The organism is Atopobium fossor DSM 15642 (assembly GCF_000483125.1).
Taxonomy (GTDB): domain Bacteria; phylum Actinomycetota; class Coriobacteriia; order Coriobacteriales; family Atopobiaceae; genus Atopobium; species Atopobium fossor.
In genome coordinates this window covers 335,450-356,346 of sequence record NZ_KI519553.1, presented here as the reverse complement: position 1 = coordinate 356,346, position 20,897 = coordinate 335,450, and the positions used below count along the sequence as shown (strand labels likewise).

19 protein-coding genes and 1 riboswitch are annotated in these 20,897 nt (G+C 45.6%); of the genes, 5 read left to right on the top strand and 14 right to left on the bottom strand.

Annotated elements, in window-relative coordinates; all coding sequences use genetic code 11:
- The first annotated feature begins 14 nt into the window (after positions 1-14).
- Both G469_RS0104430 and G469_RS0104425 read left to right on the top strand, forming a co-directional pair.
- Positions 15-2,105 carry a glutamine synthetase III family protein gene (locus G469_RS0104430; protein WP_028264021.1) on the top strand — a complete coding sequence of 697 codons (2,091 nt, stop codon included), beginning with the start codon at positions 15-17 and terminating at the stop codon, positions 2,103-2,105.
- 41 nt (positions 2,106-2,146) lie between these two features.
- Positions 2,147-3,550 carry an MATE family efflux transporter gene (locus tag G469_RS0104425; RefSeq protein ID WP_051353763.1) on the top strand — a complete coding sequence of 468 codons (1,404 nt, stop codon included), beginning with the start codon at positions 2,147-2,149 and terminating at the stop codon, positions 3,548-3,550.
- A gap of 4 nt (positions 3,551-3,554) precedes the next feature.
- Here G469_RS0104425 and G469_RS0104420 read toward each other — a convergent pair whose 3' ends face one another.
- Positions 3,555-4,148, bottom strand: a complete 594-nt coding sequence (locus G469_RS0104420) for a manganese efflux pump MntP (protein WP_028264019.1) — start codon at positions 4,146-4,148, stop codon at positions 3,555-3,557.
- A 178-nt stretch (positions 4,149-4,326) separates the two neighbouring features.
- Between G469_RS0104420 and G469_RS0104415 the strand changes: the two genes are divergently transcribed.
- Positions 4,327-5,229 carry a hypothetical protein gene (locus G469_RS0104415; protein ID WP_028264018.1) on the top strand — a complete coding sequence of 301 codons (903 nt, stop codon included), beginning with the start codon at positions 4,327-4,329 and terminating at the stop codon, positions 5,227-5,229.
- 29 nt (positions 5,230-5,258) lie between these two features.
- On the opposite strand, the gene G469_RS08375 is transcribed toward G469_RS0104415, so the two are convergent.
- The 9 genes from G469_RS08375 to G469_RS0104370 form a co-directional block, all read right to left on the bottom strand.
- Positions 5,259-6,086 carry an ABC transporter ATP-binding protein gene (locus G469_RS08375; protein WP_245579120.1) on the bottom strand — a complete coding sequence of 276 codons (828 nt, stop codon included), beginning with the start codon at positions 6,084-6,086 and terminating at the stop codon, positions 5,259-5,261.
- Positions 6,086-7,138 carry an ABC transporter substrate-binding protein gene (locus G469_RS0104405; protein ID WP_028264017.1) on the bottom strand — a complete coding sequence of 351 codons (1,053 nt, stop codon included), beginning with the start codon at positions 7,136-7,138 and terminating at the stop codon, positions 6,086-6,088. The genes G469_RS08375 and G469_RS0104405 overlap by 1 nt, the downstream gene beginning before the upstream one ends.
- Positions 7,131-7,919 (bottom strand): ABC transporter permease, encoded by a 789-nt coding sequence (locus G469_RS08370; RefSeq protein WP_035425518.1) that lies wholly within the window; start codon positions 7,917-7,919, stop codon positions 7,131-7,133. Before G469_RS08370 ends, G469_RS0104405 begins: the two co-directional genes overlap by 8 nt.
- Before the next feature lie 33 nt (positions 7,920-7,952).
- Positions 7,953-8,060: riboswitch (TPP riboswitch) on the bottom strand.
- A 91-nt stretch (positions 8,061-8,151) separates the two neighbouring features.
- Entirely contained in the window at positions 8,152-8,898 is a 747-nt protein-coding gene (locus tag G469_RS0104395; RefSeq protein WP_028264016.1) for a type 1 glutamine amidotransferase, read from the bottom strand.
- The gene (locus tag G469_RS0104390) at positions 8,895-10,241 is read right to left on the bottom strand and encodes a Mur ligase family protein (protein ID WP_028264015.1); all 1,347 of its coding nucleotides are present in this window, start codon (positions 10,239-10,241) and stop codon (positions 8,895-8,897) included. Before G469_RS0104390 ends, G469_RS0104395 begins: the two co-directional genes overlap by 4 nt.
- Before the next feature lie 33 nt (positions 10,242-10,274).
- The gene (locus tag G469_RS0104385; RefSeq protein WP_028264014.1) at positions 10,275-10,844 is read right to left on the bottom strand and encodes an Asp23/Gls24 family envelope stress response protein; all 570 of its coding nucleotides are present in this window, start codon (positions 10,842-10,844) and stop codon (positions 10,275-10,277) included.
- 15 nt (positions 10,845-10,859) lie between these two features.
- A complete protein-coding gene (locus G469_RS0104380) occupies positions 10,860-11,237 on the bottom strand; it encodes a DUF2273 domain-containing protein (RefSeq protein WP_245579118.1) in 378 nt (125 codons plus the stop codon).
- The gene (amaP, locus tag G469_RS0104375) at positions 11,237-11,920 is read right to left on the bottom strand and encodes an alkaline shock response membrane anchor protein AmaP (protein ID WP_028264012.1); all 684 of its coding nucleotides are present in this window, start codon (positions 11,918-11,920) and stop codon (positions 11,237-11,239) included. The genes G469_RS0104380 and amaP overlap by 1 nt, the downstream gene beginning before the upstream one ends.
- 154 nt (positions 11,921-12,074) lie before the next feature.
- Entirely contained in the window at positions 12,075-12,875 is an 801-nt protein-coding gene (locus G469_RS0104370; protein WP_028264011.1) for a YebC/PmpR family DNA-binding transcriptional regulator, read from the bottom strand.
- A gap of 227 nt (positions 12,876-13,102) precedes the next feature.
- Between G469_RS0104370 and G469_RS08365 the strand changes: the two genes are divergently transcribed.
- Together G469_RS08365 and G469_RS0104360 are read left to right on the top strand one after the other, a co-directional pair.
- Complete coding sequence (locus G469_RS08365) at positions 13,103-14,551, top strand: cation:proton antiporter (protein WP_051353762.1); 1,449 nt, start codon at positions 13,103-13,105, stop codon at positions 14,549-14,551.
- A 74-nt stretch (positions 14,552-14,625) separates the two neighbouring features.
- A complete protein-coding gene (locus G469_RS0104360; RefSeq protein WP_028264010.1) occupies positions 14,626-15,066 on the top strand; it encodes a hypothetical protein in 441 nt (146 codons plus the stop codon).
- A 117-nt stretch (positions 15,067-15,183) separates the two neighbouring features.
- Here the strand turns inward: G469_RS0104360 and G469_RS0104355 are convergent, their stop codons facing one another.
- From G469_RS0104355 to G469_RS0104340, 4 genes are all read right to left on the bottom strand, one after another.
- Positions 15,184-16,968: a PQQ-binding-like beta-propeller repeat protein gene (locus tag G469_RS0104355; protein ID WP_028264009.1), complete on the bottom strand. Its 1,785-nt coding sequence runs from the start codon at positions 16,966-16,968 to the stop codon at positions 15,184-15,186.
- A gap of 104 nt (positions 16,969-17,072) precedes the next feature.
- Positions 17,073-17,975 (bottom strand): prolipoprotein diacylglyceryl transferase, encoded by a 903-nt coding sequence (lgt, locus tag G469_RS0104350; RefSeq protein ID WP_028264008.1) that lies wholly within the window; start codon positions 17,973-17,975, stop codon positions 17,073-17,075.
- Between the two features lie 23 nt (positions 17,976-17,998).
- Complete coding sequence (locus tag G469_RS0104345) at positions 17,999-18,280, bottom strand: NifU family protein (protein WP_028264007.1); 282 nt, start codon at positions 18,278-18,280, stop codon at positions 17,999-18,001.
- Between the two features lie 86 nt (positions 18,281-18,366).
- Positions 18,367-20,895: a U32 family peptidase gene (locus tag G469_RS0104340; RefSeq protein WP_028264006.1), complete on the bottom strand. Its 2,529-nt coding sequence runs from the start codon at positions 20,893-20,895 to the stop codon at positions 18,367-18,369.
- Positions 20,896-20,897: the final 2 nt, after the last annotated feature.

Below are 20,897 nucleotides of genomic sequence, written 5' to 3'. Positions count from 1 at the left end.
AAAGTGGGTTTCACATGCTCAAGAACAGGGTTTCGGAGGAGTTTGGTAGCCTCGTATTTAGCGATGTTGTAATGCAAGAACGTCTTCCCAAGCCTACGTACAAAGAGCTTTCTAAGGTTATCCACGAAGGCCGCGCCCTTGACCTTGACATTGCAAATGAAGTTGCACACGCCATGAAAGAGTGGGCTCTGGAGAAAGGCGCTACCCACTACACCCATTGGTTCCAGCCTCTTACCGGCATTACTTCCGAGAAGCACGATAGCTTCCTTACGCCTAAACGTGATGGCACAACCCTCATGACCTTCTCTGGCAAGGAGCTCATCCAGGGTGAACCCGATGCATCAAGCTTCCCCTCTGGTGGATTGAGAGCAACCTTTGAGGCTCGCGGCTATACCGCCTGGGATCCAGGTAGTCCCGTCTTTATTAAAGACGAGGTTTTGTGCATTCCCACTGCCTTTATTTCTTACACAGGCGAAGCGCTGGACAAAAAAACACCACTGCTACGCTCCATGGTTGTGCTAGATAAGCAGGCTAAGCGTGCACTTGAGTTGTTTGGCAAGAAGCCCGTACGCGTTGCCACCACTGTTGGTCCCGAGCAGGAGTATTTTCTCATCCGCGAAGAGGACTTTGCTGCACGTCCCGACCTTATTATGACTGGACGTACCCTCTTTGGTTGTGCTCCCGTCAAAGGCCAGGAACTGGAAGAACACTACTTTGGTGCCATTCGCCCCACCGTTAACGAGTTTATGAAGGAACTTGATGACGAACTGTGGAAGCTTGCCATCCCTGCAAAGACCAAACATAACGAAGTTGCTCCTTGTCAACACGAGTTGGCTCCTATTTTTGAGGAAGGCTCTGTTGCCATTGATAACAACCTTCTTACCATGGAAAAGATGCGCTTACTTGCCTCCCATCATGACCTGGTATGTTTGCAACATGAACGTCCTTTTGAATATGTAAACGGTTCTGGCAAGCATGACAACTGGTCCATGACTGCTGATGGTAAAAACCTACTTGACCCTTCCGATAACCCCGAGGAAAACCTGCAGTTCCTCGTATTTCTCGCCTGTGTCATTGCGGCTGTAGATGAACATGCAGATCTTTTACGTGCCAGTGTTGCCTCTGCAGGTAACGACCACCGTTTAGGTGCCAATGAAGCTCCCCCAGCTATTATCTCTATCTTCTTGGGTGACGATTTATCAGGCATTGTAAATGGCATTATTCAAGGTCAAAGCTTAAGCTCCGCTCATCGTACACGCATGGATTTGGGTGTTCCCCAGCTCGCAGACATTACCCAAGACACTACAGATCGCAACCGTACCAGCGCATTTGCTTTTACGGGCAACAAGTTTGAATTCCGCATGTGCGGTAGCCAGCAAAATCTCTCTGATTCCAATACTGTGCTTAATACCGCAGTAGCAGAACAGCTAGACAAATTTGCCACTGATCTTACCAACACCACCTGCGAAAACTTTGTACATGAGGCTATGGCGTGGATTAAGCAAAGTCTCACGGAGCACCAGCGTGTTATTTTTGATGGCAATGGTTATTCCAATGAGTGGCCTGTAGAGGCTCAACGCCGTGGTTTGCCCAACTATCCTACTACGCCTGATGCCCTACCCTGCCTAGTCAAACAAAGCAATATTGACTTCTTTGCCAAATATGGCGTTCTTAGTGAATCAGAACTTCGCGCACGCTATATTTCTTATGCAGAACAATACGCCAAGCTTATTAACATTGAAGCCAATACTATGAGCTACATGGTTCGTCACATGTATCTACCAGCCCTTATTGACTATTCCGGTGACATTGCTGCTGGAGTAGCCACCAAAGTTGACCTAGGCCTTAAGGCCCGTGCCGAGAAGGACATGATTGTACGCCTCACTGATGGCATTGATAGTATTTACGATGCCGTAGATGAACTGGAGAGGCGCAATACAGAAGCTGGAACTATCCAAGACGTGTCAGAGCAAGACTACGCATATCGTGATAACGTTTTACCTGCTATGAATCGTTTGCGGGAAGTCGTAGACACTATGGAACAACTTTGCAGTCATGACTTTTGGCCTGTTCCTTCTTATAACAAGATGCTTTTTTACATCTGAGTGTCCCCCGCGCCATCCTAAAGATCAAAACATAAACGCATATGACTAAAGTTATAGAGACGAACGATCAAGAAGCACAATCAGAAACGCTCGATGTAACGTCGGGCGTTATCTGGAAGCAGCTGTTACAACTATATATTCCTATCTTTTTGAGTGCCTTTATGCAGCAGCTCTACACCCTCATGAATACCTGGATTGTAGGTCAGTTTGCTGGTAAAGCCGCTGTTGGAGGCATTCAGGTTACCCAAGCTCTTACGGACTTGGCAGTAGGCTTTGCCGTAGGTGTAGGCGCTGGTTGCGCGGTTATTGTAGGTCAGTACTTTGGAGCACACGACGATGAACGTTTGTCTGCTTCCGTCCATACTGCCATGGGTATTGCCGTTGTGGGAGGCGTGCTTTTCTCAATACTAGGAGTAGTGTTTGTAGGTCCAGTACTGCACATGATGGGTACTCCCAGCCATCTGATGCCAGATGCTTTGATCTATGGTCATTGGTATTTTGGCTCGCTGGTTTTCTCGCTTATATATAATATGGGTTCGGGGCTTATGCGTGCTATTGGTGATTCTCGCACACCCTCTATGATTGTGGGAATTGCCTTGGTGTTTAATCTGCTGATGGATCTTATTTTTGTTGCAGGCATGAATCTGGATGCCCTTGGCGCAGGCATTGCAACTGCACTGGCATATATTTTGGCTGCAAGCATGGTGTTATATAAACTATCTCATGCACATGGTCCGTGGCGCGTAGAACTTACCCGTATTCGTATTGAGCGCAAAATTGCGCGTGTTATGTTGCTTACCGGCCTACCTTTAGGTGTACAATCTGCCGCTTATTCCATTTCTAATATCATTGCACAAACAGCGGTAAATACCTTTGGTATGGATGCCGTTACAGGCTGGGGTCTTTCAAGTCGTGTTGATGGCATTATTTGGCAAAGCGGGGATTCACTTGGTGTTGCCGTAACCACTTTTGCAGCTCAAAACTTTGGAGCTAGAAAATACGATCGTATGCACACCAGCCTTAAGGTATCCACAGCCATGTCTTTGGCGCTGGTTGGTGTACTATCCATATTTCTTTTTGTGTTTGTTAAACCCATCAGCATGTTTTTCTTGCCTGATATAGCCGTTGCCGAGTGGTCTGCACTTATCGTCCGCTATATTGCACCGTTCTATGTGGTGTATACCATTTCTGCCAACATCTCTGGCATTATTCGTGGTGCCGGTGAAAGTGTACGCCCCATGCTTATTACGCTGTTTGGTACCTGTATTTTGCGTATTGCTTGGTTACTCATCATTGTCCCTGTGTTCCATAGCATGGAAACCATTTTGATGAGCTATCCCATTACCTGGATTTTAACCACAGGTATTTACATTGTGTACTACCGCACAGGCCGATGGCTCAAGGCAGCTCGCCGCAAAGAAGAAACGCGCGCAATTACTGCATAAGATGCTAAAACAGCAATGCTTTGATACCAATGCACAGAAGAACAATTCCACCAACAACCTCGGCCTTATCGCCCAAAAGATTGCCAAATCTACGACCAGTTGAAAGTGCCAAAAGTGAAAGCATAAACGTAGTACAGCCGATAAGAGCTACTGTAAGCCAAATGTTTACGGACTGAGCACGCAAACTAATGCCAACAGCAAAGGCATCAAGTGCCGTAGCCACTGCCTGAAATACAATAATCTTAAAGGTTAAACGGCACATGGGATTATGGGTGTCCGTCACAACACACTCGGTAATCTCGTTAACATCCACGCCACTGCGCAAGGCCATAATACCTTCGCGCACCATGTTGCCACCAATAACGCCCAACATGATAAAGGTCACAATACCTGAATAGGCAGTAATAATCTGAGCAAATGCCCCACTTAAGAAATATCCTAATAGCGGCATAAGTGCCTGAAATACACCAAAAGCTACGGGCAGCAGGAGCATCTTTGCGCGAGATTCATTCTGGTAGGCAAAGGTGTCAGACAGCGTAACCGCAAAAGCATCCGCGGAAAGTGCTGCGCCCAGAAGCAAAATTTCAACCAGATGCAAAATCTCTCCTTTGTTCCTCTTCCAGAACGTGAATTGAGATTGTAGCACGAGCTCTTCTTTACACTATCCTAAAAACTCAACATACAGCAACACAACTCCAAGGTTTGCCAACATAATACGCAAATGGCCTTCACATGCAACACGTATACTACAGCTTCATCAACACATGGGAGATGCTATGTCCAACATTGTGCAAGATAAGCAAGAAGTCCAAACAAACCAAGCTACATCCACACGCCGACGCGTGTTTGAGGATTTTTCTGTTGCACAGATTATTGCATCTGTACTTTCCACTATTACCTCAGCCCTCCTCTCATCCAAAATTGGTCTCATTGGTGGACTGGTAGGGGCCGCTATTGGTGCTGCTGTTGCCGCATCAGCCTATCAGCTCTTCAGAGGGCTGCTCAATGCGAGTGCCGATAAAATCCGTGAAGTTGCACCAGACTGGGTAGATGCAGGAACTCCTAACATCTCTTCAAGCTCCATTGCTGGTACTACTACGCCTGCCTCTACTGCAGAAATCGTACAGTCTGGTGGCCGCGTAGCTCCAGACTACTATCGTCACATGCAAAGCGAACACACTCGCAAGCGTCGTCTTACCATAGTTGTTACAAGTATTGCTGCATTGCTAGCCGTAGCAATTACTGCATTTGTTATTGATGCACTTTCCGCTGGTCAGGGCCTTGGTGAACGAATATCTCTTGTCCCTAGCCTGCAAAATGAGCAGCCTACTACAGCCGGTTCTCATGCTAACGAGAAGCCCAACGCTGACAACAGAGCTTCCAGTACCGCCGAAGCAGGAAATGACAATGCAGCCAGCACTCATAAAGATGCTCAATCTGCCAATGCCAACACTAACACTGCAGATAACACTACGCTCGATAACACTACAGAATCTAACAGTTCTTCCAGTGCTAGTAGCAGCAGTAATGCCAATACCAGTACCCATACAGATACTTTAGCTACTGGAGAATCCGCAGATTCGAGCATAAGCTCTGATTTAAGTTCAAGCCCTGAAAGCGATAGCAAAACTGAGGTTAATAACACATCAAATACTGGTGCTCATGCAGGCTCAAATTGATACAAAAATCAAGACTCATAGAGAGGATGTCAGAGCTGTGCAAGTAGCTGTGCCTTGTAGCTCAAAAACTCAGGTGTTAGCTCAAAGCCCATATCACAAGAACGCTCAATCACCAGTTCAAAACAAATACTTGAAGACTCACTGGACTTCTTGGCATTTTTGGGAGCAGCAAGCACATACACACGATCTGCCAGTGCAATTGCCTCATCTACATCGTGTGTAATCACTAAAGAAGCAAGGTTAAACTCACGCGCCACACTTCTATACCACTCGCGCATCTCTACACGCGTAATAGCATCAAGTGCCGAGAAGGGCTCATCAAGAAGCACCACTTGATTGCCCATCATATAGGTACGCAAAAATGCTGCACGCTGACGCATGCCACCAGAAAGCTGGCTTGGCCACTTATCTTCGTATCCCTCAAGTCCAAACTTACAAAACAAATCCGCCATCTGTCTGCGCGCCTCTTTGGGCTTAAATCCCGCAATCACCAACGGCAAACTGGCATTATCAATCACAGTTTTGCTAGGAATAAGTAAATCTTTTTGCAGCATATAACTTACATTGCCCGGATGAGCTGTGCAGTCACGGCCTTGCACCAGAACACGACCTGATGTTGGTTGAGTTAGCCCAGCAAGTGCATGAAGCAAGGTGGTTTTACCACAACCAGAACGACCAATAATACATACAAGCTCGCCAGGGAGCACCTTGAGTGATGCATTGCGCACCACTTCCATGTGCTCCCAATAAAGCGTTAATGCATCTGCCTCAAGTGCAGGTTGTAATCCATCTTCAGACCCAACCTTACATGCATGAGGAATAGATCTATCAGAAATATATGTGCAATCAGCACTCACTACTTTGTATCCTCAAGATAGTCCATGGTCCAACCAGAAGTAACATCCAGCTTGTTTTCTACCAAGTTGTTATCATTCAACCAACCAAAGTAACGAGCCCAACGATCGGCATTAATAACACCCCAAGATGCAGCATCCTTTTGATACTCGCCAGCCAAGAACTGAGCGCTGGCTCGCACAAGTTTCTCATCAAGCTCGGGAACAGCTTTAAGTAAGATAGAGGCTGCATCATCCGCATTAGAAATTGCAAACTCGTAGCCTTTCTTTACTGCACGCAAAAAGGCTTTAACCTGATCTGCATGATCTTTCATAAAATCGTTATTTGACACAAAAATAGGCGTATAGAAGTCAAATACCTGATCCATATCTACAAACGAGAAGTAATTAACGGCGTAATCTTGAATGCGTGCATTTTGGTATGCCCAGCCCTCGTATACCCATACCGTATCAAACATGTTGGCCTTAAGACCAGATACCTCATCGTCCGTCTCGTAAGGAACCATGCTAACCTTGGAAAAATCACCACCATCGGAGGTAACAACCTGCTTAATAGTTGCCTGCTCAACCGGGATATTCCAAGTTGCATAGGTATGATTTTCCATGCCCTTTGCAGAGGTAATGCCATCCTCGGCACGGCTCATAATACCCGAAGTATTGTGCTGTAAAATTGCTGCGATTGCCGTAAGAGGAAAAGGATTTTCCTGAGACAACGCACTTGCCAAATAATCTTGATACGAAACACCCAGCTGTGCTTGACCAGATCCAACCATAGCCTCACAAGAATTTTCTGCTGGCTGAACAATCTCAATCTCTAAGCCCTCATCTGCAAAGAAACCCTTGGACTGTGCCACATACAGACCTGTGTGATTGGTGTTGGGCGTATAATCCAAGCACAAAGTTAGCTTGGAAAGCTCCTTTGTCTTACCTGCGTCCGCACCAGGCTTGGAACCGCAGCCAGCAAGACCCATGGCTGCTACTGCCAAAGAAGCACCTGCACCCGCAATGAATGACTTACGAGAAACAGTAGTTTTGTACAAGTTACGCTTAGTCATGAAGAACACCTTCCTTGTTGGAATAATTTTGTTTCCAAGGCATAGCCGCACGTTCCAGCGCACGAATTACACCCATAAGTACCAATGAAATTGTTGAAATAACAATGATTGCCGCAAACATACGATCATAAGAAAATGATTTGCGTACGCGTGTCATGTATACGCCTAGACCAGAGATTCCTCCTAACCATTCTGCAATAACGGCACCAACAATGGCATATGCAGCAGCTATGGATAAACCAGCAAAGAATTGCTCTGCAGCTGCTGGCAACTTAACGTGTACAAATATTTGCCAACGTGAAGCACGCATTACACGCATAAGATCAATCATGTCCGGATCAACAGAACGCAAACCGGCCAATAATGATACGAGCACGGGAAAGAAGGTAGTCAGTGCTACCAACACGATTTTAGGGAGAAGACCATAGCCCAACCACAACACCAAAAGTGGTGCAATGGCAATGGTTGGAATAGTCTGAGAAATGGTAACCAACGGTTCAAGGGTCAGATAAAAACCCTCAAATCGATCCATAAGAATAGCAAACGTACTTCCCACCACAGTTCCTATTACAAGACCGATAAGAGCCTCTATAAGCGTGGTTTTGGTATGCGCAAACAATAAACTTGCTTCTTTTACTAATGCGCCAAATACTTGTATAGGTGTTGGCAATAAGTAGTTTGGGACTAAACCGCATACAACAACAAGCTGCCAAGCAAGCAGAACACCCAACAAAGACAATGCTGGATACAACACTTTTTTTAACTTTTGAGCACAAAGCATGTAAACAAAAAGTCCTTTCGCCATGCGAAAGGACTTAATAAGTACTCTAGTTCCTACGCTGGCATTATCCAGATCAGGTAAGGTCAAAACCGTAATGGGTTTACTCTCAGCCTGCGTACGCAAGCCCCCTTTTATTTTGCTCTATTATACAAGCACTTCTTGCAAAATTAAAGAATCATGAGTGATAAGCCAAGCAAAAATTCCACCCATAATTTATTAGAAAATACTGCCTCTAAGCTTCCTCTACCTCACCCGCAAGCAGGCGTTTTACCATGGTGTTGTTTGCCAAAAGTTCGGCGGTATCATCCAAAGGTTCCAGGTAGCTCTTACCGGTTGCCCGCTCCAATGCATGCGAAATTGCATAATCTGCAATACCAGGATTTTTAGGCAACAAAGGACCGTGAATATACGTGCCTATAACGTTTTTATACAGCACCCCTTCGTATCCCGTATTTCCATCATTACCGTGCCCATACACGACCTTACCAAAAGGCGTAACACCTTCGCCAAGATGGGTGCGCCCAGCATGGTTTTCGTAGCCCACAACCTTATGATCACAAAGGGGGCTATCTACCACAATGTTTCCAATTAAGCGCGGGTCACCATGATCTGTATACAAATCAACAAGCGATAAACCCCGGATTTCCTCATTCCCCATAAGGTAGCTATGGCCCAGCAACTGATAACCACCACATACTGCCATGAGTACGCCACCGTCTTCTACAAATGAAGTAATTTCATTGCCTACAGACAAGAGCTTATCGCAAACAATTTTTTGCTCACGATCTGATCCGCCGCCAATAAAAGCAATGTCTACATCATTAAATGAGGGTGTGTCGCCAGGATGAACCTCGCGAATTTCCACCTGGATGCCGCGCCACTCCATACGCTTCTTAAAGCACAACATGTTGCCAGAGTCACCATAGAGGTTGAGTAGCTCGGGAAACAGATGTGCCACAACTATTGTCTTAGAACTCATATGTGCTCTCCCATGCTCTCTAGCTCGGCTTTGGCAGGCCACAATGCAGAATAGTTAGTTAACACGTATGCGGGTTGGTCTAAAGCACTAGAAGTGATACCATCCATAAATTCCTGTACATTTGATACCACATGAGCCTGAATACCTGCATATTTAAGGCGTACTTGTATATCGTGAGCGCGCAAACCACTACAATAGACGTTGACGCAATGAGCCTGGGCTAAGCGTTCAAAGTCCACATCCCAAATCCAAGAAATATCTTTGCCGTCATTAAAATTGTCGTTGATGGCAATAAAGACATGCTTGCTTCGCTCATCCGCTGCAAGTAACGAAAGATTCTGATTAAATCCCGTGGGATTCTTAGCTAGATTAAGCGTAACTTCCCTGCTCTGTACCATAAAACGCTGCAAACGACCATTTTGTGGATGGTACTCATCCAATGTTTTTTGGAAGGTAGCAGCATTAACACCAGCAAAACTTGCAGCCGCATAGGCAGCAATCAAGTTATACACCATGTAAATGCCACCAAAATTAGCATGTAAGTCATACGAGGTGCCTGTGGGTACTGTAACAGTAAAGCTAATACCATTACGATCTGTATGGACGTTTGTTGCGACAAAATCTAGTTCAGGGCGAGCAAAATCTCCATGAGGACAAGCAAACTTACCAAGCTGAGCATAGCTGCGATAGATATAGTGCAATTCCTCACCACATACCTGACAAAACTTAGCTTCAGGTACACGATCTTGTGGCAAATGGAGATCTTCCCCAATGCCAAAGGTACATACTCGCACGCCAGACTGTTGCGCTCTTAAAGCAACACCCATGCTAAGAGGATCATCACCACAGGCAATAAGTATAGTTTGAGGAGAAGATACCAATGCTTGCACGAGCACATCTTGAATGTGATCAATCTCTCCCGCACGGTCCAATTGATCACGAAATAGGTTAAGGAGCACTAGATACGTAGGCTTAAGTTGCGGCAAAATATGCACAGTTGAAAGCTCGTCTGCTTCAAGCACAGCCCAATGAGCTGTTGTGCCTGGCAAAAGTGCTGCAGTAACACCAGCAGCCATGTTGGCACCAGCACGATTACACAGCACACGCTTGCCCGTAGCTTCCACAGAGGCGGCCAGCACATTATTAGTGGTGGTTTTGCCATTGGTTCCACACACCACAATTGAGCCTTCAATCAACTTGGTAGACAATCCTGCAATAGCCTGGCTATCTAAGCTCAATGCTACCCTACCAGGTAGTTGTGAGGCATTACGATGAGCCACATTGCGCAAGCCCCAAGACACAAATCTACCTGCCGCAACAGCAGCTCTAGTACGAATATTCATGCAGTACAACTTTCGTTATAGCTTTATATGTGGCTAGTCCTCAGGATTCTCGGCAGACTCATCAAAATCTGATGCAGCCTTAGCCGCATCCTCACGTTTGCCAGCCTCAAACTCATCTGCCGTAAGCACATCCTCAATGCGCAAATTAACACCTGCAACTTCAAGACCCGTCATACCTGTAATTTGTTTAACTACAACCTTTTTGACGTCTTCAAAGATTTGAGGAGCATAGGCACCATATTCAATAAGAACGGCAATGTTTACGCGCACAGCATTATCTGGCGTAACCTCTACCGTAACACCACGCGTAGGACTTACTGCTCCAAAGGTCTCATACACGCGATTAACCCAGCCACCACGCATACCCAACACACCATCTACGTCACGCACAGCAAGTGCTACGATTTTCTCGATAACGCCATTAGAAAAAGTAAGTGAATCTTCGCTATCCACGTCCTCATCAAAAGGCTCTGCATCAGTTGTGTTTTCTGAAGTAAAGGTAGTAGCATCTGCATATTCTTTAGATGTAATCTGCTCGTCTGTAATCGAAGCAGAAGAAGATGCGGTAGAGGTGAGCTCGTCGTTGTTCTGAGTGGTAGTCATATTACTGCTTCCTTTCTAGCGATGATTACGAGAAGAAAAAAGATCTTTAAGAGCTCTTTTTATAGAATTAATAATGGTGGGATTGCCATCTATGCTTTGTCCAAACGCATACCCTGATATAACAAAAACAATGAGCAGCATTGAGCGCCAAAAACCAATAGCAATAAAGGCAATGGCAGCCAACAAACCACAAATGGCAAAGAACACTGCGTTACTCTTCCCAGGAAAAGTATCTTCCAGCCAGGTAGTTGCCTTATGAGCTGCATTTTTTACTGACTGCTTAGCATCTTCCATGTTGAAACCATCCGAAGTAGCAGCTCCATGGGAAGTATCCATATCTATCTGTGGGTGAGGCGTCTTATGTGACTGAGAGTCATTATGTTGTGTAGCCATTAGTTATCCTCCTCAGCCTTTGTAGTGGAATTACTTGGCGTACTATTGTTAGATGATGAAGGAATATACGTTATCTCATCGTATTGCGAGCCACATGATTCTTCTTGTGTACCATCAGCTTGCTCATCAAAATCTTCTGCACTATCCTCATCATTCTTAACAAGGACCGCAGGCTCTTTAGCATCCATATAGCTAATGTGTACACTACCCAAATGCTCGCCGCAAAGCAAAGCAAGATTGCTTGTCAACTGCTCCATAAGCTCGGGACCACGGGTTACCACATTCATAGATGCAAAAGGGATAACTTTTATAAATACATCAACCTTATTGTTGCGATTAATAGTCACATACACATCACGTGCACGTGCATCCCCCGCAGCGGCAACAATATAAGCTGCTTGCGAAGCAATGGCATCACGAGAAACAGTAATATCACCCGTATCCGTTTGAGCAACAACAACCGCGGTTTTTGCGTGACCAACAAGCGAGGTAATAAAAGTTGCTAGCAAACCCAACACCGTAAAGGCTGCCAGGGTACCTAATACATAGGTATACTCAGGAATAAGCAGCAGCGTACTCAGCTGATCTGCCCAAGGGCTTGCAAAGGTAAGTGCATCAACTGCAAACAGCAAAAGACCAGATAGCGAATATATAAAGAGACAAAATCTTTTAAAGCCGCTCATTAATGCTCCTTTCGCATTTTTATACCTAAAGGATACCCTTTGGCTCGGACATTACGAACCACCGTAGACGATATACGAGTGATATACAAAAACGCCTCGGTCAAGGAACTGCTACCAGTCCATGGCCGAGGCGTACCATGCATTCCTATGAGACTTATTCGTCCTCAGCCAAAGCCTCAGCAATCTCATCCGTTACATTCATGGTGCTGTACACGTTTTGTACGTCGTCAAGCTCCTCAAGACGATCAATCAAACGCTGAATCTTCTTTGCATCCGATACAGAAACATCGGTTGGGGTAGTTGGAACCATCGTAAGCTCTGAACCCTTTACCTCAATGCCCTGAGCCTCAAGAGACTTCTGGACATCCTGCATCTTGTCATAAGCAGTGTAAACAATCCACTGCTCACCTGCATCCTCATAGTCGTCGCCCTCTGCCTCGGCAACAGCCATCATAAATTCATCCTCATCAACAGCGTTTTCCTTGTTGGGGATCTTCTTATCCTCGCTGACAATAATCTTATCAACAGCGATGGAACCCTTGCGCTCAAACTGGAAGGCAACAGAACCAGTAGTACCCAAATTTCCACCAGAATGGCTAAAGGAAGAGCGAACATCTGCAGCGGTACGATTGCGATTATCCGTAAGGCACTCAACGTATACAGCGACGCCTGCAGGACCGTAGCCTTCATACGAAATATTCTCGTATACTGCAGCATCTGCACCAGAACCAAAGGCTTTATCAATAGCAGCCTTAATCTTTGCATTAGGCATAGAAACCATGCGTGCACGTGCTACTGCAGCAGCAAGCGTAGCGTTATTATCCGGGTTGGGATCGCCACCGAGCTTAGCTGCAACGGTAATGTTACGGGAAAGCTTAGAGAAGAGCGAAGAACGCTTAGCGTCAATCGCAGCCTTCTTGTGCTTCGTGGTAGCCCACTTAGAGTGTCCGGACATGCATGTCTCCTTACAATCAAACTACTGTGCCCACACACGCATGGTAAATCAATCTGCGTGTTGGGATAAGAAACTCACTAACCTTGTACATATTACTCTTGTTGAGGGCTGCCGAGAAGTGCAGTTAATTATGTGCGAATAACCTACATCCCATGTGCGCATTCCACATTTAGTAGCTTTATGCACTAAACTAGGTGCACTATACAATAGGTTGAAAAGGTTGTCCCATGACAATTAACCTACTAACACTCTTTTTTATTTTGGCGGGAGTGCTCGCTTCTTCATTTGTGGCAAGTCTTATTCCTGGCAGGCCAATTCCTGAAGTTGTCTTTTTTGTTTTCTTTGGCACTCTCTTTGGTCCCTATGGATTGCATCTCATTCAAAACACGAGTGCCATTTCTTTACTTTCTCGTTTAGGATTAGGCTTTTTATTCCTTATGGCAGGTTATGAACTCAATCCACGAGAGCTCATAGGCAGACGTGGGCGTCATGCTGCCATTTCTTGGATGGTGTCCATTGTTATTGCACTAGCAATTATGCCGCTACTTAATTTAGGTCTTGCAACTACCGGAGCTATTGCTTTTGCCATTGCTCTTACTACTACCGCATACGGAACCTTAGTTCCCATACTCAATGAGCGAGGTATTACTGGCACTAATGTAGGAAAGGTCATTGAGTCGTATGGTGCCATGGGTGAGCTTTTGCCCGTTGCCATGATGACTCTTGCCCTTACCCCTGGCCGTAGTTTGTTTATTAACATCGCAGTACTCATGATTTTTATGTTGGTCTGCATACTCATCACAGCCAGAGCAGACCGTGCACGCCGCGTAGGTAGTGCCCTATCCCGCTTCTTACATGAAAATTCTGAAGCAGCATCCCAACCCACAGTGCGTGCCATTGTTTTACTCATGGTTGGCCTCTTACTACTTTCCCAATTTTTTGCTCTAGATGCAGTATTAGGTGCCTTTGCTGCTGGTTTTATTTTGCGTGGCATTATTCCCGATGACCACTCTATTACTACGCGCATCCAAACCATAGGCAATGGCTTTTTTGTGCCAGTTTTCTTTGTAATCTCTGGCATTACCATTGATCCTGCTGCAATCATACACAACCCTCACCTGCTGTTTTTATATATGTTCTTACTGCTCGTAGTACGTGGCTTGATTATGGGCATTTCCCTTTCCATCTTTCCAGAGACCCGCAAACTTTCTATTGGCGAGAAATTCTCGGCATCTTTGTATTGCACTATGGCGTTGCCCCTTATTGTTGCTCTGACCGAATCTGCTGTTACTTCTAATGCCATGACAGAAAGCATGGCTTCGGTACTCGTTGCTGCAGGCGCTCTCACAGTACTTGTTATCCCACTTATAACCTCCATTACTACAACCCTATTGGCCGCCAAACCAATCGAAGCAATTCATGAGGTTATTGAACACCCCAGCAAAGCAGCAGCCGTTTTGCAAGAGCACCAGGCGGCCGTACGCGTAGAGCGTCGGCGTTTTATAGAAGAACGCTTGCGTGAAAAGCGTAGAGGCAGGCGTTTCTCATCTGCCGAATACTTAGCTTTGCCGCATCATATGGCTCTTCCCACCGATAAAAACGGCAAAGCACAACCGTTTACCCCAAAGCCTAGAACGTCGAGCGAAACAAACTCGGACAATAAGAAACAAGGCTAGCCGTTATACATGTTTGCACGGATAATGTATTTGATACTATGTACCATCATGTACCTACTGACCAAGGAGACACCATGATTTATGTAGGCAACTTTAGTTATAACGACAATACCGAGGACGATGAGAATTATTGCCTTATTCCTTGCATGGTTGTTGCAAATGATGTAGATGAGGCATTGGATAAGTTTGCAGCCCAGCTTGTGACCCTGCATGAAGAGAATGATATTTTATCTGGTGCAGACTACATTTACCTTGACTCGTTAGTTGAACTTGCTGATGAGTGCAACAAACCAGTTATGCTTAACTGGCAGAAGATTACCATTACTGATGAGGGTCTGTCTTCTATTTCCTCTGCCCTACCTGGTGCAGACGAGGCTGCAGGCGTTGCTTATGCCTTTGTTGATGACAACGATGAAGATTTCCAAACCGAGTTTGATAACCCCAATATTGACTTTGCAGATCTTGAAGAGGCAGATGAAGAGCCCTTCTTAGACTTTACCGCTGCTAAAGAATAATTACTTCAAGCATCTCATATATATCAAACGGTAAACCGGTCCGTCTTTTCATGTAGGCGGACCGGTTTTATCAATTCTTCTTAGCAATTATCGGCAGTTGCCCTGTATACAACAAAATTATGGTTTAACCAGCATAAACCATGCAGTAAGCGCGAGCGCCACAGCTCCAGCAGCACCCAAGCCAATAATGGAAACCATAGGGATATCCTCTACTGGAACAAAAAGAATTTGATTACCCTCATTTTCAGTCTCCGAAAAATCTGACTCTGCAGATTTATCTTGCATAGAACCATCGGCAACATTTTGCTTATCTTCGTCCGTTTGTGAGGTCTTTGGATCCTTCACGCTTACTTGAGGCTCGCTCAAAGAAGCAAAAATCCCAAGAGCATTGGGGGTAACACGGATATTATGCTGTTTAGTGGAATTATCAATACTCATATTTGGAACAAAACCTGGCCTTTGTGGTAAAGGCGAAGGATGTTTATCGGGCAGAGGTGCAGGTGTTGGCACTACATCATTATTTGAATTTGGAGTACTCGGAGTTGGATCAGGAATGCTAAGTTTTACCAAATATCCTGAATCATTGAGATAGTACAGACTGCCATTTTGATCAGCTATAAGTGGTGAATGACTTTGATTTGCATTGATACTGCTTGGTGTGTAGAGCAAGCTTGCAACGTCATCACCAAGTTTATATACATATATAGTGCCACCCTCACTAGCGCTAAAGTACGCGTACACATCATTGCCCTGTTTTACAAGAAGCGCCGGAGCTTTAGAACCACCTTTAGAAAGCGGGCCTTCAGAGGTGTGAGTAATTGTTTTTTGAACCTGCATGGTATCAAGATCTACCACAGACAACTGCGTTGTATGAGAGGGTCCCATACCTGTTACAACTGCAAGATTACCGCTAATCACTGGTGAAGAGACAGACTGAGAAAACAACGGGATTGATACATCGGTCAGAACTCCATCCTGACCAATTGTTAGTTTATGCAGCTTACCATCAAAGGTGGTATAAACGGCTTCTGTTGCACTCAAAGCTGTGAAGTCACTATTAATGGGAGAACCAACAGTGATAATATCTCCTGTTGCCTGACCTGTATGAGGCTCACAGGCAGAGATAGTACCCGAGGTATCGCCACGCAAGAAATACTTACCAAACTGAGGTGCATCGCTCAGGTAATAGCCAACAGGACTGCCACTAAAAGCCTTCCAGACTGTAGAACCAGTCTCTATATTTAGTGCAGCCATCTCTCCGCCAGTTACTTGACCATTGTCATAGCGAACAGTACCAAAAGAAATGAGCTTATTACCATTAAGGTTAATAAGACGCAAGCTCGTAACAGCCTGAGCATCGGGAGCAAAGTCATCAGACGAGAACCATAGCTTCTGTGGTTGGTGCATATCAGACAAATCCACTGCTTGTATACGACCACTCTGAACAGCAATGTAGTACGTATTATTTACAAACAACGGACGTGCATGATAATCAATAGTGCTATCAAGCTCTAAAGAAGCAATAACACTTCCCTCTTTAGAACTTGCATCTACCACCTTAAGCGTAGAACCCGTAGTAACAACCACATACCCATTAATAAACAGTGGCTCGCTTAGTGCAACCCCAGGAGCAGCAAGCTGTGATGTCCAGCTTACCTTTACTGCTGATGTTGGCGTCTGAGCAAGCACCTCACGCCCTATGCCGTTGTATTGCACGACATCTGTTGTATCTAATTGGCTTACCAGAGAAGATGGCTGCTGTGTAGAAGAACTTGAATGAGAAGGGATTCCACTAGCTACAATTGCCTGAGCATGCACACAAGCACATGAAAGCGCAATGATTGCAAATGCGCAAAGCAGCCTGTGACGGCATACACATATGTCTCGCAAGCCATGGCTCATGCATTCTCGTTCCTTTGAAAGTACTAGAATTTTAACACGATTTAAAAATCGTTGTTTAGCAATTCTCTTACTCTTCTTAATGTTTTTAACACGTTTTAATAATTTTACTTAAATGTTCCCAAATACCCAATTTGGGATATTTTGCGTCTGCGAGACAGTATAAGTTCAACTATTCCCACGGCTATAAGTGGAATGCTCAGTACCATGCCCATAGTAAGCCAATCGGTCCCTAACAAATAACCTAGCTGCTCATCAGGAAGCCGTACAAACTCAACAAGGAATCTAAAAATACCATATAAGAGCAGGAAAACTCCTAAAAAAGTGCCCTGTGGATACGGATTGACTTTTTCAGTGTCCTGGACTTGCTGCTTGTAGGTTTTCTCGACAGAAGGCGCAACAGCACCAGCAGATACGACATGATGGTGAGACAACATAAAGAGTACAACAAACAGAACAAGACCCTCAAGAAAAGCCTCGTAAAGCTGAGAAGGGTGACGCGCTACATCACCTGGAGAAAAAATAACACCCCATGGTAAATCAGTAGGTTTGCCCCACAGCTCACCGTTAATAAAGTTTGCACAACGCCCAAAAAATAAACCCCACGGCGCACCAATAACAGCAAGATCTGCTACGGTGCGGATAGATAAATGCATCAGTTTACAAGCAATTGATCCACCAATAAGTGCACCCACTAACCCACCGTGAAAGCTCATGCCGCCTTCGCTGAGTATAAAAATAGAGAGCGGATGTGCCAAATAATAACCAGCACCATAAAACAGCACATAACCAACTCGTCCGCCCAAAATAACGCCAAAAGCAATACCCACAACCAGTGAAACCACGTCATCCAAAATAAGATCAAGTTGCCAGCGTTTTGCCGTTTTCCATAAAACAATACCAGCACATACAAAGCCCAGCAGATAAGCAATACCATACCAGCGAATAGAAACTGGCCCCATGGAAAACGCCACGGGGTCCAGATGTTGATAGAGTTCGTTAAGCCACATAGGAGTTGCCCGAATAGCTAACGCTACATTTGAGCTTGAACGCGCGTTACACCAGGTACGTGTTCACGCAAAATACGCTCAATACCCATAGAAAGCGTCAGTGAGCTCATGGGGCAGCCTGCGCAAGCACCCGTAAGACGTAGGGTAACTACACCTTCTTCATCTACACCAATGTAATCCATATCCCCACCATCCGCCACCAAGCTTGGGCGAATAATCTCAAGGGTTTCCTTAAGAAGGACCTCATCTACCTTAGTTTTCTCCTCAGGCGCAGCGGTCTGAGTGTTTTGAGTTTCCTGATCCATATTGCTTCCTCTCCATGTGCTAAAAGCACAGTTAATTCCTATTTATACAGTAGCATTTTACCCAACCAGGCATTGCTTTTTCAAAACTATTCAATACCAATAAATAAGTGCCCCGAACTCGCACCCCGCTCACGTACTAAAGCTCTGCCACCATTCTGAGCTGCAATGACAGCTTGCGTAAGACGCTTGAGCTCATGCAAGCATTCTTCTGGCGATAAAAGCGTAGCGTCAATGGCAAGACGAGAAACCCCAGCACGCAATAACTCAGCTACCTGAGGGATAGCATCGATAGGTTGGGCAGCATAAATACGAGAGCGAGCATGAAGATCCGTATGTACTGGCATAATGGCGCCTTGATCATTACGAATCGCCAACTTACGGCGGCGCATGCCGCAGCGTGCGCAATCATGAATGCATGCATCTGCAGCCATAAGCACACAATGTTCTGCAGTCATAACACGAGGACGACCATATACCACAAAACCAACGGGTGTTGTAGCTGCAGGAGCTATCTGTGCAATCTGGTCTAATGTAAGCTCAGGTGATAGCCAAAAGCCCTGTGCTCCTGTTGCTTCCAACATCTGAACACAAGCGCGGTTGTGAACAGGAATGCACGAGCGAATTTCTGCGGTGGCACCTTGCTGAGTTGCAAGCACAAGTTCACTAACATTGCCTACAGCAATCGTTGTACCTGCATAAATAAAAGAATCAATACGACTGTGATCAATCTCGCGACACACCTCATCCAAAACAGGAATGCACTGCGCGGGAAATTGAGTTGATATAAGCTCATCCCCAGGAACATACACACGCACGTGTCCGTAGTCTAGTGCTATTTGAGCAACCTCGGGTGTAGTTGCCAGCACACAAAGCTGTGGCTCAGACAAATGAGGTTGTGTTGTTGCGGACACTGCTGTTGCAGGCGTTGCTTGCATTGTTTGTGGTGAGGTGCGTAAAAGTTCTAGCTGATCTACAGCGGGAGTAGACGCAAGGTCTTTCTTGCGAGAATGCCAGGGTTCAAGAAACTTTTGAGCCAACAATTTTGCCGCTTGAGCACGTACTTTATGCACAGCCGAAAAGCCCATACCACAACCTTCATCCATCAAAACTGTAATATCTTGTGCAGAAAAGGGTGTGGTACCCATGCGACCTACATGTTCTATAAGATCGTCCATACTAACAGCTCGAGTACGTGCTGGCTCTACTATAAAGCCTTCTGCAGTGGCACATGCCGTACCATCCAGCGTAGCCATGGTAACGCTAAAGGGCCGACCAATATGACATGCAACCTCTACCGTAACCAAGCGCTTGCGTGCTATATCTAAAGAAGCAATACGGGCTGCATCGTCCAAAGCAGCTTGGCTACGAATTATGCGCACAGGACATCCCTTTGGCATGGGACGAGCAGCAACACACTCGATTTTCTCACCAGCTGAAGCATCTGCCACAACATGTGCAGTAAGAAACTGTGAAGGATCATCCTGAGGACGAAATTCCAGCAAATCACCTTTTCCCACAGGTTCATCTAGCTGAACCAATATGCTTGCACGCGTAGTAACGCGCTTTCGTTCTCGACCGCCATTGGAGCCATGTGAGATTTTTACCACATCAGACAATTTATGAGACGAGATAACGCTACCCACCAGCTGACCGCGATTGTTTGAGCGCTCATAGCTCATCATTTCATCACCAGCAGTACCGTGTAAGTACGCATTGGTAAAATTACGATTAAAACAACGAAGTAATAAGCGATTACGTATCTGTATATCTGACTTTGAAATTGGACGACCTGCAGCAATATCGTCCATCTGTGCCCGATAAGCAGAAATGACGGAATAGACGTAGTCTGGCGCTTTCATACGACCTTCAACCTTAAGAGAACCAGCTCCAGCATCTGCAAGAGCCTCTAGGTCATTAAACGAACAGGCATCTTTGGGACACAATGGTCGTGTACGTCCTTGAGCCTCAAGTACGGTGCCCTTCTCGTCAATAAGATCGTAAAGTAAGCGGCAGGGCTGCGCGCACATACCGCGATTAGCAGAGCGGCCACCAGACATAGAGGACATCATGCATACACCCGAATAGCAATAACACAGTGCACCATGGCCAAAAACTTCTGTCTCCACTCCGGTATCAGAAATGGTTTTGATCTCTGGCAAAGACAGTTCTCGAGAGAGCGTTACCCTATGAGCGCCCAACTGTTTGCACCACAACGTTGCGCGAGCGTCATGCACGTTAGCCTGCGTAGAAATATGACATTCAATCTGTGGCCAGTGCTTGCGCACCTCTGCCAGCAAACCCCAGTCCTGAATGATAAACGCATCGGCTCCGAGTATATAAGCATGATAAACAAGCTCCAGTGCTGATTTCATTTCGGACGATTGGATAACAATATTGATGGTTACATATACACGGGCTCCAGCTATATGTGCCTCGTCACACGCTGCAGCAAACGATGCATCATCAAAATTTGCAGCACCGCGCCGTGCATTAAAGTCATTACCCAAGCCACAATAAATAGCATCAGCACCTGCTGCCAATGCAGCACGAAACGCCTCGAGACTGCCAGCAGGTGCCAGCAGCTCGGGCATCATACGGTTACTTGTTTGTGTCATAT